Source organism: Syntrophaceae bacterium (assembly GCA_013177795.1).
GTDB lineage: Bacteria > Desulfobacterota > Syntrophia > Syntrophales > UBA2192 > UBA2192.
Window position 1 is genome coordinate 18,875 of sequence record JABLXY010000003.1, and the last position, 13,002, is coordinate 31,876.

The 13,002-nt window shown below is 64.7% G+C and carries 15 protein-coding genes; 9 read left to right on the forward strand and 6 right to left on the reverse strand.

The features are described 5' to 3' along the window. Nucleotides 1-83 precede the first annotated feature (83 nt). The 3 genes from HPY67_09985 to buk are packed head-to-tail and all read left to right on the forward strand — an operon-like array spanning nucleotide 84 to nucleotide 2,989. A complete protein-coding gene (locus tag HPY67_09985) occupies nucleotides 84-1,013 on the forward strand; it encodes a phosphate butyryltransferase (GenBank protein NPV05046.1) in 930 nt (309 codons plus the stop codon). Continuing rightward, nucleotides 1,010-1,915: a phosphate butyryltransferase gene (locus tag HPY67_09990; protein NPV05047.1), complete on the forward strand. Its 906-nt coding sequence runs from the start codon at nucleotides 1,010-1,012 to the stop codon at nucleotides 1,913-1,915. Before HPY67_09985 ends, HPY67_09990 begins: the two co-directional genes overlap by 4 nt. 3 nt (nucleotides 1,916-1,918) lie before the next feature. Further along, nucleotides 1,919-2,989, forward strand: coding sequence for a butyrate kinase (buk, locus tag HPY67_09995; protein ID NPV05048.1), 1,071 nt, complete (start codon nucleotides 1,919-1,921; stop codon nucleotides 2,987-2,989). Between the two features lie 23 nt (nucleotides 2,990-3,012). Here the strand turns inward: buk and HPY67_10000 are convergent, their stop codons facing one another. After that, nucleotides 3,013-3,450 carry an EamA family transporter gene (locus HPY67_10000; protein ID NPV05049.1) on the reverse strand — a complete coding sequence of 146 codons (438 nt, stop codon included), beginning with the start codon at nucleotides 3,448-3,450 and terminating at the stop codon, nucleotides 3,013-3,015. Between the two features lie 331 nt (nucleotides 3,451-3,781). Here HPY67_10000 and HPY67_10005 point away from each other — a divergent pair, with 331 nt between their 5' ends. From HPY67_10005 to HPY67_10015, 3 genes are all read left to right on the forward strand, one after another. Further along, entirely contained in the window at nucleotides 3,782-5,236 is a 1,455-nt protein-coding gene (locus HPY67_10005; GenBank protein NPV05050.1) for an IS1182 family transposase, read from the forward strand. A 204-nt stretch (nucleotides 5,237-5,440) separates the two neighbouring features. Then, a complete protein-coding gene (locus HPY67_10010; protein NPV05051.1) occupies nucleotides 5,441-6,040 on the forward strand; it encodes a flavodoxin family protein in 600 nt (199 codons plus the stop codon). Between the two features lie 24 nt (nucleotides 6,041-6,064). Continuing rightward, entirely contained in the window at nucleotides 6,065-7,033 is a 969-nt protein-coding gene (locus HPY67_10015) for an MBL fold metallo-hydrolase (protein ID NPV05052.1), read from the forward strand. A 74-nt stretch (nucleotides 7,034-7,107) separates the two neighbouring features. On the opposite strand, the gene HPY67_10020 is transcribed toward HPY67_10015, so the two are convergent. The 4 genes from HPY67_10020 to HPY67_10035 form a co-directional block, all read right to left on the reverse strand. Continuing rightward, nucleotides 7,108-7,299, reverse strand: coding sequence for a hypothetical protein (locus HPY67_10020; protein NPV05053.1), 192 nt, complete (start codon nucleotides 7,297-7,299; stop codon nucleotides 7,108-7,110). Between the two features lie 106 nt (nucleotides 7,300-7,405). Then, nucleotides 7,406-7,705, reverse strand: a complete 300-nt coding sequence (locus HPY67_10025) for a hypothetical protein (GenBank protein ID NPV05054.1) — start codon at nucleotides 7,703-7,705, stop codon at nucleotides 7,406-7,408. 72 nt (nucleotides 7,706-7,777) lie between these two features. Then, the gene (locus HPY67_10030) at nucleotides 7,778-8,116 is read right to left on the reverse strand and encodes a DUF1523 family protein (protein ID NPV05055.1); all 339 of its coding nucleotides are present in this window, start codon (nucleotides 8,114-8,116) and stop codon (nucleotides 7,778-7,780) included. Between the two features lie 22 nt (nucleotides 8,117-8,138). Then, nucleotides 8,139-8,624: a peptidylprolyl isomerase gene (locus HPY67_10035; GenBank protein ID NPV05056.1), complete on the reverse strand. Its 486-nt coding sequence runs from the start codon at nucleotides 8,622-8,624 to the stop codon at nucleotides 8,139-8,141. A gap of 144 nt (nucleotides 8,625-8,768) precedes the next feature. Here HPY67_10035 and HPY67_10040 point away from each other — a divergent pair, with 144 nt between their 5' ends. The 3 genes from HPY67_10040 (at nucleotide 8,769) to HPY67_10050 (ending at nucleotide 11,544) form a co-directional block, all read left to right on the forward strand. Then, a complete protein-coding gene (locus HPY67_10040) occupies nucleotides 8,769-9,908 on the forward strand; it encodes an MFS transporter (protein ID NPV05057.1) in 1,140 nt (379 codons plus the stop codon). 390 nt (nucleotides 9,909-10,298) lie between these two features. Next, nucleotides 10,299-10,943 carry a fibronectin type III domain-containing protein gene (locus HPY67_10045; protein NPV05058.1) on the forward strand — a complete coding sequence of 215 codons (645 nt, stop codon included), beginning with the start codon at nucleotides 10,299-10,301 and terminating at the stop codon, nucleotides 10,941-10,943. 346 nt (nucleotides 10,944-11,289) lie between these two features. Continuing rightward, the gene (locus HPY67_10050) at nucleotides 11,290-11,544 is read left to right on the forward strand and encodes a hypothetical protein (protein NPV05059.1); all 255 of its coding nucleotides are present in this window, start codon (nucleotides 11,290-11,292) and stop codon (nucleotides 11,542-11,544) included. 57 nt (nucleotides 11,545-11,601) lie between these two features. Here HPY67_10050 and HPY67_10055 read toward each other — a convergent pair whose 3' ends face one another. After that, the gene (locus HPY67_10055; protein ID NPV05060.1) at nucleotides 11,602-12,987 is read right to left on the reverse strand and encodes a cobyrinate a,c-diamide synthase; all 1,386 of its coding nucleotides are present in this window, start codon (nucleotides 12,985-12,987) and stop codon (nucleotides 11,602-11,604) included. Nucleotides 12,988-13,002 lie beyond the last annotated feature (15 nt).

A 13,002-nucleotide genomic window follows, 5' to 3' on the forward strand; every position in this document is an offset into this window, starting at 1 on the left:
GGGCAGGGGGATTCATTCAATAAAGGATGCGACAGGCATATCCTGGATACTATCCCTGGACCCTGTGCTTCAAGGAGGTTGAGATGATCCGATCCTTTGCCGACATGGACAGGCTGGCGTCCGAGAAGGGGCCGAAACGGCTCGTGGTGCTGGCCCCCGAGGACGAGGAGTTCATGCTGGCCGTCCGCGACAGCGCCTCGATGGGATACACCCGGCCGGTGCTCATCGGCGACCGCGAGAAGATGGAGCGGCTGGCCGACCAGGTGCAGTACGACATCAGCGGGGCGGAGAAGATCTACGAGAAGAACCGCCAGACCATCGCCGACCTCGGCATCCGCATGCTCTTCTCCGGCGAGGTGGACATCGCCGGAAAGGGCCAGATCCCCACGGCCTATATCTACCGCGCCATCATCCGCGAAGAGTCGAAGGTAGGCAAGGGCAAGGTCGTCAGCGTCATCTCGATGTGGGACATCGAGGGCCTCGAGCACCTCACCTGCTTCACCGACACGGGCGTGAACATCACGCCCGACTACCGGGCCAAGGCCGAGATCGTCCGCAATGCCGTCTTTTTCTTCCACCTGCTGGGCTACCCGAAGCCGAAGATCTGCGTGCTCTCGGGCAAGCGGGAGCTCAACGGCGACATCCCCTCGTACCAGGACTTCCTGGCCCTCAAGAAGGCGGCCGCCGCGGGCGAGCTGGGCGCCTGCGAGGTGATGGAGGCCACGTCCTTCATCGACATCTTCTCGCCCGGCAAGGCGGATTTCCGCCTGGGCGACATCCGGATCGGCAGGACGGACTTCCCGCACATCATGCTCGTCCCGAACCTCGCCACGGGCAACATCCTCGTGAAGCTCGACTTCGCCCTGAAGAACGTCCGTCGGCGCTCCCTCGTGATGAGCTCCCGGGGCCCCGTCATCATCCCCTCGCGGTCGGACTTCCGCGATTCCATCCTCGGCGAGATCGCCGCCGGGGTCACCGTGGCCGAACAGATCAAGGGAGGTGGGGCATCATGATGACGAGCTTCGAGCAGATCCGCAGGGAGGCAAAGGCAAGGGGCAAAAAGCGGCTCGTCGTCGCACCGGTCACGGCCGCGACGGACCTCTCCACCCTCTCGGCCGCCATGGCGGACGGACTGGTCTTTCCCGTTCTCGTCGGGGACGGCAAGGCCGCCGCGTCATGGCTCGGCCGGGAGAAGATCCCCGCGGCCCGCATCGAGATCATCGAGGAGCCCGACGATACGAAGGCCCTCACCCTGGCGATCGACATGGTGAAAAAGGACGCGGCGGAGATCCTCATGCGGGGGGGCATGGGCCCGAAGCGGTTCTTCGAGGCGATCCTGGACCGGGACAAGGGGCTGCTGAAGGAACGGGTGGCAAGCGTGGTCTCCGTCTTCGACCCCCCGGGGGTGGACCGGGTGACCATGGCAACGGACACCTACGTGAACAGCTTCCCCTCGATCGCCGAGAAGATCACCATCACGGAAAACGTCATCAAGCTCGCCGGCGTGCTGGGGCTTGCCTCGCCGAAGATCGCGGCGCTCTCCGCCATCGAGCAGGTCAACCCCGCCATCCCCTCCACGATGGACGCGGCGATCCTCTCGAAGATGGCCGAGCGCGGGCAGTTTGGCGACGTCACCCTCGAGGGGCCGCTGGACATCGACTGCGCCGTGAGCCGCAGGGCAGCCACCCGCAAGGGGGTGCACAGCCCCGTGACGGGGCAGGGCGACATCTACCTCATGCCCAACGTCGAGGCGGGGTTCCTCATGGCCGAGCTCTCCGTCTTCATCGGCAAGACCCCCATGGCCTGCGCCCTCATGGGGGTGAGCCGGCCCGTCGTGCTGAACCTGCCCTTCGTTCCGGCGGAAAACCGCGCGACGGAAATCGATCTTGCCGTCCTTCTCTGCGGGAGGTTGTAGGCCATGGAAAAGACGCGACACATCCTTGCCGTCAACGTCGGCTCCACGTCCACCAAGGTGGCCTTCTACCGGGACGCGGAGCGCCTCGTGCAGGAAACCCTCACCTACAGCGCCGCGGAGCTTGCCGGCTTCAAGGACCTCCGGGAGCAGCTTCCCCTGCGCGAGGCGGGCCTTCGGGCATTCATCGAGAAGAACGGCATCGACATGAAATCGGTCGATCTCGTCATCAGCCGCGGCGGGCTGGGACGCCCCGCCCCGGCGGGCGCCTACGCCATCGACGAGGCCATGTGCGAGGACCTCATGGAGGGCCGCTACGGCAAGCACCCCTCTGCCCTGGGGCCGTCGATGGCGATGGGCCTTGCGCGGCAGTACGGCATTCCCGCCGTCGTGATCGACCCGCCGAGCACCGACGAGTTCCAGCCCCTGGCCCGCGTGTCGGGCCTGCCCGAGATCGAGCGCAAGAGCGCCTTTCACGCCCTGAACCAGAAGGCCGCGGCGCGCAGGGCAGCCGCGAAGCTCGGGAAACGCTACGAGGAGGTCAACCTCGTCGTCGCCCACCTGGGCGGGGGAATCACCATCGGGGCCCACAACCGGGGCCGGGTGATCGACTGCACGCACGGCCTGACCGAGGGGCCCTTCTCGCCCGAGCGGGCCGGGGCCCTGCCGACGCAGGACCTGCTCGACCTGGCCGGCCGCATGGGCCCGAAGGACCTGTCGAAAAGGCTCGTGGGCCAGGGGGGGCTTGCGGCCTACCTGGGGACGACAGACGCCGTGAAGGTCGAGGCGGCCGTGAAGGCCGGCGACGCGAAGGCCGAGCTGATCTACCGGGCCATGGCCTACCAGGTCGCCAAGGACATCGGCGCCATGGCGGCCGTCCTGGCGGGCGAGGTCGACGCCGTCGTCCTGACCGGGGGGCTTGCCCACTCGGGGATGCTCACCGGGTGGGTCGGGAAGCAGGTGCAGTTCATCGCCCCGGTCTGCATCTTTCCCGGGGAGGACGAGATGGAGGCCATGGCCGAGGGCGCCCTGCGGATCCTGCGCGGCGAGGAGACCCCTCGAACATACCAGCCCTGAGCTGCTGTGGCGATGTGTCCCGCTCAGCTCTGCTTGACCAGGATAATGCCGATCACCGCGAGGGCGATCCCCAGGATCCGCTGGGGGGTCGCCGCCTCGCCGAGGACGAGAATGCCGAGGGCGGCCGTCAGGATCGGATAGGATGCCGTGATGGGGACCACCTGGGAGATCATCCCGGTGCGCAGCACGTAAAAGTAGGTCCACATGGCCAGAAGGCCTGCCATGATCCCCGTCGCGGCGAAGATGGTGTAGTTTTTCATCGAGACCTTCGCAAACTCCTGGAAGCGGCCCGTCACCAGCAGGAATGCCGCCAGGACGATCGTCACGGCGGCGCTGCGGATGAAGACGCCGATGGTGGGGTCGACCTCGCGGAGACCGATCTTCTCCAACAGGGGCGTCGTACCCCAGAGAAGCATCGTGACGACGAGAAGGCCGATGTTCACAAGCTCTGCATGGGTCATGGGCTGCCCTCCTTGACGGGGATCTCCCTGATGGCCTTACTTAACCCGTTTCACCGGCCCCGGCAAGAGGGGCCTTCTGGCACGGTCCAGTCCCGCCTCAGCTTGAGGGTTTATTTCACGCTCCCGCTGTGCTACACCATCGTCACGCAGCCCTTCCGTCAATTCCCTCTCCATCGGCGGAAGAGCCCTTTCTTCCCTCTCCCTTGGGAGGCTGTGTCGCAATAGGGAGTAGGGGCTGAGTTCTTTGACAAAAAAATATCCGTAACGCACCTCGAAGGATCGCCAACCCCGGCCCGGTGTGCTAGAGTGCTCCGCGAAAGGAGATGCGCTCATGGCCTATCGAACCGGCGACCGTCTGCAACTGGGGCTGCTGCCCGCCAGCATCGAGGACTACGTGTCCCCCGAGGACCCGGTACGGGCCTACGATGCCTTCGTGGAGGCCTTGGATCTGCCGCAACTGGGCATCGAGGTGGACCCCAACCAGGTCGGCAACGCCGCCTACGATCCGCGCGCGATGCTCAAGCTGCTGGTCTACGGCTACTCCTACGGGGTACGCAGTTCCCGCAAGCTCGAACGGGAGTGCCACCACAACCTGGCCTTTGTGTGGCTGATGGCCGGGCTGAGGCCCGACCACAAGACCATCGCGGAGTTTAGGCGCAACCACAAGGCGGCCCTCAAGCAGGTGCTCCGGCACTGCGCCCGGCTCTGCATCAAGCTCGACCTAATCGCGGGCAACGTGCTGTTTGTCGACGGCACAAAGATCCGGGCCAATGCCTCACGCTACCGCAGCCATGACCGGGCCTGGTACGAGAAGAAGCTGGCCGATCTGGATCGGCGCATCGAGCAGCTGTTGCAGGACTGCGAGGCCATCGACCGCCGGGAGCGGCACATGGACTCGTACGTGGCGATGCGAAAGGACCTTGCCCAGACGAACACGCTCAAGGACCGGGTCCAGGAGGCCCTGCGGGGCTTCGAGGGAGGCAGCCACCGGCACGTCAACCTCACCGACCCGGACTGCGCCCTGATGAAGAGCGTCCAGGGCAGCCACGCGGCCTACAACGTCCAGTTGGTGGTGGATGACAAGCAGGGGCTTCTGCTGCAGGCCGATGCCGTCGAAGAGACCAGTGATGTCAACCAGTTCGCCCGGCAGATCGAGGCCGCCAACGCGCTGCTGGAGAGTCCCTGCGAGACGGCCTGCGCCGATGCCGGCTATGCCGACACGGCGGAGCTCGAGAAGATCGACCGCCAGGGGATCCGAGTGATCGTGCCTTCACAGCGGCAGGCGAGGAAAGAGCCGGAAAAGCCGTTCAGCAAAAGCCATTTTGCGTATGACCCAGAGCAAGATGACTACAGCTGCCCTGAAGGTCACAGGCTCCGGTATGAATCGACGGAAAAACGCACGGGCAAGCGGCACTACGTGATCACCGACGCGGCCATCTGCCACGCGTGCCGGCACTACGGGAGCTGCACCCAGGCGCGCAGGGGGCGCAAGATCATCCGGCTGCCCAACGAAGAGGTTAAGCTCAGGCTGGAGGCCCAGTACGAGGAGGCCGCCTCGCAGGCCGTCTACGAGAGGCGCAAAACCCGGGCCGAGCATCCCTTCGGGCACATCAAGCGCAACCTCAAGGTCGATGCCTTCCTGCTACGGGGGCTCGAGGGGGCGCGAGCCGAGGTCTCGATGCTGGCCAGTTGCTTCAATGTGGCTCGCCTGATCTCGCTGCTCGGGGTCAACGGGCTCATCGAGAGGCTCCGGGCCCTCGGAAGGCCCTGCTTCGCACCGGCATGAGGCTCAACGGCGCTCTTCAAGGGCCCTGAACCATCAAAACCTGCCCGACAGACCGTGCGCGGATAGACGTTACGGATATTTTGTTGTCAAAGAACGGGTAAACAACTCGTCCCTCGTCCCTTCTTGACTGTTGCGACACAGCCTCTGACGGGAGAGGGTCAGGGTGAGGGTGAAAAGCGTGGAACCCAGACGGCACTCAGCGCCATGGCCAAGAAGATCATCGCCATTACCGGCAGCTACCGAAAAGGCGGCATCATCGAGCGGACCGTGGAGGCCATCCTGAAGGCCGCCGCCGAGAGGGGGGCCGAGACGGAAACGCTCCGCCTCATGGACCATCCCATCGAGTTCTGCCTGAACTGCCGCACGTGCACGCAGCAGGAGGGGCCGCAGAGGGGCGCCTGCGTCCGCCGCGACGAAATGGCGGACATCCTCGACCGCATCGAGGCGGCCCACGGCATCGTGCTGGCCTCGCCCGTGAATTTCTTCGGTGTCACGGCGGTCACACAGCGCTTCATCGAGCGGCTCGTCTGCTACGCCTTCTGGCCTTGGGGCAAGCCGGGGCCCGCACTCCGGGTGAAGGACCGGGGCCTGAGGGCCGTGCTCGTGACTTCGAGCGCCATGCCCGCCGCCCTCGGGAGGGTGTTCACCCGGTCGCTCTCGAGCCTCAAGCGGGCCGCGCAGACCCTGGGGGCGAAGACGGTTGGAACGCTGTTTGTCGGCACGGCCGCCCTGCACGAGAGACAGGATCTGCCGCAGGCGATCCTCGAGAAGGCGCGGAAGCTGGGACACGAACTGGCGAGTTGACGATCTGACCTTGGAGCCATCGACTTGATTGACCGAATCCTGCCCGACCTCTACCGCATCACCCTGCCCATGCCCTTCCGCCTCCGCCACGTGCACGTCTACGCCCTGCTGCACGACGGCAGGGTGGCCCTCTTCGACACGGGCATGAACATCCCCGAGACCTACAGGGTGCTCGACGAGGCGCTGGCGGCCCTCGGGAAGACGACGAAGGATATTGACCGGATCTTCCTGACCCACTTTCATGCCGATCACTGCGGGACCGCGGGCAGGCTGCAGGAAATCTCGGGGGCCTCGGTGTATCTCTCGCAGTCCGACGAGATGCGCCTGCAGTACAACAATCGTCACGAGGAGCTGGTCGAGCGGGCCCGCCATTTCTTTCTTCCGCAGGGCCTGCCGCAGAAGGCCATGGACAACCTGGTGAAACTGATGGCCGTGTTCCGGAAAGCGACGGTCCCCTTCCGGGTGGACCGCCACCTCGAGCCCGGCGACACGTTCACGCTGGGCGGGCGGACGATCGAGGTCATCGCCGCCCCGGGCCACACGGCCGGGCAGATGTGCTTCTACCTCCCCGGCGAGGGCATCCTCCTCGCGGGCGATCACATCCTGCCCGACATCACCCCGAACCTGAGCCCCGACATCTTCCGGCTCGAGTATCGGCCGCTCCGGAGTTTCCTGGACTCTCTCGGCGCTATCCGCGGGCTGCCCGTCCGGATGGTCTGGCCCGCCCACGGCGAGCCCTATCCCGATTTGGCTAAGCGCGTCGACGAGATCCGCGAGCACCACGCCGAGAGGACACAGCTCGTCGTCGAAGCCCTGCGGGGAAAGGAAAAGACAGCCTTCGAGGTTTCCGCGGACATCTTCGGGGCGGACCTGCCCGAGTTCGACCAGTTCCTCGCCCTCAACGAGACCTACGTTCACATCGTGGAGCTGCTGGACAAAGGAGTCGTCCGCGCGGCCGAGCGCGGCGGGCTCGTACGGTATCATGCCGCGTGACCGTAAAGGCGAGTCGTAGAAAAAACCGGCAGGGCCGCAATCGGCCCTGCCGGCTTCGTTTTGCGCATTCCCGTCTACTCGGACTCTTTTTTCTCGCTCTTCTTGGCGCCGTCCTTGGTGACCGGGCTCTGGAGCGAATAGCCCGACTCCTTCGCCTTGTATCCCCCGTAGGCGCCGGCACCGGCCGCCGCTACGTACCAGCAGCCCGAGAGGGCGGGAAAGACGAGGAGCAGAGCGGTGCAGGCGACGATTTGTCTGACGCTCATGCAACACCCCCGCGGTTGAGGAATCGGCCTCCGGAGATTGATCCCCGGCGGCCCATGTTCTATATCGCGCGTTGAGGATCGGGACTTTAGCCGGGGCACTGCAACCCTATTCCCCCTGGAGCTTCGGCTGCCCCGACGTGTGCCGCTTCCAGGTATCGGAGCGGGCCCGGTAGTCGGGCCATGTCTGGAGCGCCATTACGACAGCGGCGAGGAGACCGACAACCGCGGCCGCCCTTTTCTTCCCGGAGGGCGCCGCAACGGCGACAACGGCCGAGACGAGTCCCGCAAGCCCGAAGAAGAATATCCGTCCGTCCGGGGAAAGGATGAGCAGGCCGGGTGCGAAAAACAGGACGGTCAGAGCGAGAAGGGCCGTCGAGGAGGAATCCTTCAGCTTCGGGGCAGTCATTTCCGGGTCTCCGGGCAATCGGTCTCTTACAGCCGTCTCTGCAAAATCCGTTCTCGGCCCCGTCCCCTCAGCCTATTTCACCTCCTCGATCTTCACCACGTTCTCGTACATCGAGAAGAGCGGGATCCGCCAGCCGTACTTCCAGATCTTGACCTGCTTGCCCTTCAGCCGGATGGCCTCGTTCTGGATGTTCCCCGAGTCGAACTTGAACCGGTACCTGGCGTCGTAGTTGGCCAGGGGCCTGTACTCGGTGGCGATCATGAACTTGCCGTCCACCATGGTCATCTGGGCGTCGGTGATCCGCGTCACGACCGTGTCGGAGACGAAGTAGCTGTATAGCGGCACGAGGATGACGATCAGGACCGCAGCCACGATGACCTTGAACTTCGTGCTCCTGAGAAACTCGATCATGCCGCGCCTCCTGCTGCCGTGGCTAGACCTCCGCGACGGAGAGCTTCACCATCCTGTCGCCCTGCCGGATTGCGTTGACAACATCCATCCCCTCGACGACCCTGCCGAACACCGTGTGCTTGCCGTCCAGGTGCGGCTGGGGCGAGTGGGTGATGAAGAACTGGCTGCCGTTTGTGTTGGGTCCCGCATTGGCCATGGAGATGAAACCCGTGCCGTGCTTCAAGGGGTTCCCCCTGCATTCGTCCTCGAAGGAGTAGCCGGGGCCCCCGCGGCCGGTCCCCGTGGGGTCGCCCCCCTGGATGACGAAGTCGTCGATCACGCGGTGGAACACGACGCCGTCGTAGAAGCCTTCCCTTGTCAGGAAGACGAAGTTGTTCACCGTCTTGGGGGCATGCTGGGGGTAGAGCTCGAGAACGATGGTTCCTTTGGTCGTTTCCAGCGTCACCCGGTAATTCTTTTTCTCGTCGATCTGCATCGCCGGCGGTGTCCGCCACTGCTTTGGTGCCATCGGTGGGTCTCCTTTTACTACGCATGGGAGAATTTCAAGCCTTCCCTTGCTAACAGAGCCCGCCGGACAAGTCAAGCGGGGTCCGCCGGCGCCGGGCCTGAAAAAAAAGTTGCGCGACGGGCGAAACGGGGGCATAACCTGCCGATGCTTGTGCGCCAGACGTTTTTCGTCCTGATCACCACCGTTGCCGTCTACGCATCGGTCTATGCCCCGCAGCCCATCCTGCCGCTTCTGGCGGGGGAGTTCGGTCTGACGACCTCGGGGGGAGCGCTTCTCATGACGGCCGTCCTGCTGCCGCTGAGCTTTGCCCCCCTGTTCTACGGCCTCCTGCTGGAGTCTCAGCCCGCCAAGCGGATGCTCCTGGTCACGATCGGGATCCTCGCGCTGCTGCAGGCCGCCTTCGGCGCCGCCGAGTCCTACGGCCTGCTCCTCGCCGCGCGGCTCTTCCAGGGGGCCTGCGTCCCTGCGATCCTCGCGGCCATCACCTCCTACCTCGCCTACACGGTGGACCGGGAGCACATCCAGCGCACCATGACGTGGTACGTGGCGGCCAACATCCTGGGAGGGTTCCTGGGGCGGATCCTCTCGGGCTGGGTGGCGACGTATGCCGGGTGGCGGTACACGTTTTACCTGCTTGCGCTTGCGCTTGCCGTCTGCTTTGCCGCCGTCACGAGAATAAAGGCAGACTCCCGCCTCGCGCTGTCGCCCGTGCGCCTCTCGGCGGTCATGCCGATCCTGCGCAAGGGGGACATCGCCCGGCTCTACGCCGTGGCCTTCACGATCTTCTTTGCCTTCATGGCCCTGCTGACGTATCTTCCCTTCCGGCTCAAGGAGATCGACCCTTCCTATTCGGCCTTCGTGATTTCCATGATGTACTCGGGATTTCTCATGGGAATGGTCATGTCGGCGTCGGCCACGCGGATCATCCGTTTTGCCGGAGGCGAAAAGCGGGCCATGACGATCGGGCTTGTCGTGTTCGCCGCGGCGATGCTGGCCGCCAACGTGCCCAGCGGCGCCGGGATCTTCGCCGTCATGTTCGTCATGTGCGGGGGGATGTTCTTCGTCCACGCCGTGGCCATGGGGACGATGAACAAGCTGGCGTCGGAAAACCGGGCCGTCGCCAACGGCCTCTACATCTCCATCTACTACACGGGGGCGGCCCTGGGCTCATACGTGCCGGGGCTGATCTACCAGGGCGCAGGCTGGGCCGCCTTCACCCTGACGCTGACGGCGGCCATCGGCGGCGCCGTCGTGATCACCCGGGGCCTGAGAATCTCCGGGTGAAAAGGAGCCTCAAAAACATGAAGGTTTTATCCTTCACCGAATCTTTTCCATTTTTCAAGGGCTAGCTGTGATATCCAGGCAGGGCCCTGAAGGATAAACCCTTCGTTTTTTCACGTTTTCAGCAGGGTTGAGACCGCCTGCCATTAGTAAATATTCCTTTCATGTCAATATCTTACAAATAATCCCTTGCTCCTGGTACATCCGTTGCTCAAGTTACATGGCCGGGCCGTATGACGTCCCGTGCGCCCAGGAGCGACAGCGTTGAAGCGTTACGTTAAAAAACAAAACAAAAACAGATATTTGAAACGAACATTGGCCCTGCGGAACCTTTTCGTCGTTATTGCCCTCTTGCTGATCCCCCTCTTTGCTGAACCCTCAGGCGCTGCGTCGGTGACCGTTGCGTGGGACCCGAATCCCGAGCCGACCGTGGCGGGGTATCGTCTTTATTACGGGACTTCGTCGCGCTACTATACGAACTCCGTGGACGTGGCGAACGCGACGCGGTGCACCATCTCGTCACTCCTCGAGGGCGTGACCTACTACATGGCAGTCACGGCTTACGACACGTCGGGCAATCAGAGCGGCTATTCCAACGAGATCGTGTACACGGTGCCGGGCGGCGCGGTTCCTGAGCCCGCTGTGGGTTCCTCGGGCGGCGGCGGCGGAGGGTGCTTCATCGCGACGGCCGCGTTCGGAAGCGCCATGGCCCCCGAGGTCGCACTGCTGAGGGAATTCAGGGACTCCTGCCTGCTGACGAACGGCCCCGGCCGGGCATTCGTGGATTTCTACTACCGGGTCTCGCCCCCCGTTGCGGATTTCATCAGCGGCAGCGAGGAGCTCAGGCAGATCACCCGGGGCATCCTGTGGCCCCTTGTCCTGGCCGTGAAGAACCCGACGGCCGCCGTGGCCGTCATCATCACGGTGCTGTCGCTGGGAATCCTGTGCGGGGTCGGCCGTGGCAAGAGGCGCCCGCCCGAAAGGCGGATGCCCCTGCCCGCCGCGCGCCGCAGCCTGCTGTTCCGCAAGGAGATCTGACAGGACAGGCCATCCCGCAGTCCCGCGTGACGCACCGGTGAAGCCTCGATCGACAGAGGACTCTTCCAATGTGGAGAGTCCTCTTTTTTTCAGGTGCCGATCTCATTCCCGCCGGTGCTAAGGTTTCAGATGCAAAACAGGCAAAAGCCGGTTACAGTATGGGCCGGCAAACAAGAGAAAGAAAGGAGGGCAGGCCATGCACAAAGAGACCTTGAAAAGGATCCTGACGGCTGCGGTTGTTGCCGTCGCCCTGACGTTCGTCTTTGCGGCCGCCGTCCCGGCGGCACCCGCCGCGGACCAGAAGAAGTTCGAGGAATACCGGGCGGCGATCCAGAAGGCACACGGCATCGACATCAGGAACTTCAAGCAGAAGCTCAAGGGCGGCCGTGCCGACGCCCACAAGATCACGGACTTCGATCTCGATCAGCTGATCATGGGGATCAAGGTCGAGCAGGAGCACACGTCGGACAAGTACACGGCCCTCGAGATTTCCATGGACCACCTCGAGGAGATCCCGGATTACTACACCCGCCTCGAGGAAATGGAAGAAAAGGCCGAAGCGGAGTGGAAGGCGAAGAAGGAAGCCCAGAAGAAGAGATAGACCGCTCACCGGGTGAACGCGAAGAGGGCACGCCGAAGGGCGCGCCCTCTTTACTCCTTACCCATCCCGACGCGCGCAGGACGCGATGAAACGCTCGATTGCCCTCGGCCGGCTCGCCAGGTGGAGGTGGGCATAGCTGGCCAGGATGTTGCCCCTCTGGAACCCCTCCTCGACGGGGACCTCGACGCGCGGCTTGCGCATGCGGTAGACCGAACGCCAGCCCTCGACGCCCACGGGGCTTGCCGCGAGCGTGGAGTGGTGGAACTCGTGGCCCCGGGCCGTCTCACCGGCGTGACCCCACAGGGCGTCCTCCTTCAGGGTCACCTCCAGGTACGCGAGCGCCTGCAGACCGCGGTGCATCTTCGTTGCCGCCGGCAGCACTCCCGCCATGGGGTGCCGTTTCCCGTCGACTGTCTCCATCTCCCGGCAGAGGTACATGAGCCCGCCGCACTCGGCGTAGACGGGTCGGCCCGAGGCCGCAAAATCCCTGATTGCGGCCAGCATGGGGGCGTTCGACGAAAGCTCCGCGGCCATCTCCTCGGGGTAGCCGCCGCCGAGGTAGAGGCCGTCGAGATCATCCGGCAGGGCCCTGTCCGCGACGGGCGAGAACCGGACGAGGGTGCATCCCCCGTCTTCCAGCTCGTCGAGGACATCCCGGTAGTAGAAATGAAACGCCGCGTCGTGGGCCAACCCCAGGCGGGCCCTGCCCGTCAAGCCCTTTCTCTCCGGCGCCTCCACGTAGAGGAACGGCGCGCTGCGGGCGAGGTTGACGATCTCGCCGATTTCCGAGTAGTGCTCGAAGGCATCGGCCAGGGCCTCCAGGACCTGCGGCGGGAGATTGCGCGAATCCGCCGTCACGAGGCCCAGGTGCCTCTCGGGCAGCTTCGGCAGCGCCCCCCGGGGAATGGCCGCCACCATGGGCGGCAGTCGCGAGGCCTGAAGCGCCTCGGCCAGCATGATCCCGTGCCGCACGGAGCCGCAGTGGTTGGCCATGACGCCTGCCACCCGAACCTTGCGCTCGAAAGCGGCAAAGCCCTTCACGACGGCGGCAAGGCTCCGGGCCATTCCGTAGACGTCGGCCACCAGGATCACGGGGGCCCTGAGCCATGCGGCGATCTCGGCCGTGCTTCCCTCGAGGCTGTCGTGCCCGGCCCCGTCGAAAAGCCCCATGACCCCCTCGATGACGGCGATGTCGGCATCGGCCGTGGCGCGAGCCACGAGCCTCTCCACGTAGTCGCGTCCCATCATCCAGCCGTCGAGGTTGTAGCAGGGCCGTCCCGAGGCGACGGCAAGGTAGGACGGATCCAGGAAATCGGGCCCGACCTTGAAGGTCTGGACCCTCGTTCCCCGGCGGCGAAGCGCCGCCACGAGGGCGAGGGTGAGCGACGTTTTCCCCACGCCGCTTTCCGTCCCGCCGATGACAATCCGGGGGCAGTCGATCATGGTGTCACCTGTGTA

Bases quoted from the DNA above. Each gene is read 5' to 3' on its own strand.
- HPY67_09990 (NPV05047.1), top strand. From the start codon at position 1,010: ATGATGACGAGCTTCGAGCAGATCCGCAGGGAGGCAAAGGCAAGGGGC.
- HPY67_10030 (NPV05055.1), bottom strand. From the start codon at position 8,116: ATGATCGAGTTTCTCAGGAGCACGAAGTTCAAGGTCATCGTGGCTGCG.
- HPY67_10040 (NPV05057.1), top strand. From the start codon at position 8,769: ATGCTTGTGCGCCAGACGTTTTTCGTCCTGATCACCACCGTTGCCGTC.
- HPY67_10000 (NPV05049.1), bottom strand. From the start codon at position 3,450: ATGACCCATGCAGAGCTTGTGAACATCGGCCTTCTCGTCGTCACGATG.
- HPY67_10035 (NPV05056.1), bottom strand. From the start codon at position 8,624: ATGGCACCAAAGCAGTGGCGGACACCGCCGGCGATGCAGATCGACGAG.
- HPY67_10055 (NPV05060.1), bottom strand. From the start codon at position 12,987: ATGATCGACTGCCCCCGGATTGTCATCGGCGGGACGGAAAGCGGCGTG.
- HPY67_09985 (NPV05046.1), top strand. From the start codon at position 84: ATGATCCGATCCTTTGCCGACATGGACAGGCTGGCGTCCGAGAAGGGG.
- HPY67_10025 (NPV05054.1), bottom strand. From the start codon at position 7,705: ATGACTGCCCCGAAGCTGAAGGATTCCTCCTCGACGGCCCTTCTCGCT.
- HPY67_10005 (NPV05050.1), top strand. From the start codon at position 3,782: ATGGCCTATCGAACCGGCGACCGTCTGCAACTGGGGCTGCTGCCCGCC.
- HPY67_10020 (NPV05053.1), bottom strand. From the start codon at position 7,299: ATGAGCGTCAGACAAATCGTCGCCTGCACCGCTCTGCTCCTCGTCTTT.
- HPY67_10010 (NPV05051.1), top strand. From the start codon at position 5,441: ATGGCCAAGAAGATCATCGCCATTACCGGCAGCTACCGAAAAGGCGGC.
- buk (NPV05048.1), top strand. From the start codon at position 1,919: ATGGAAAAGACGCGACACATCCTTGCCGTCAACGTCGGCTCCACGTCC.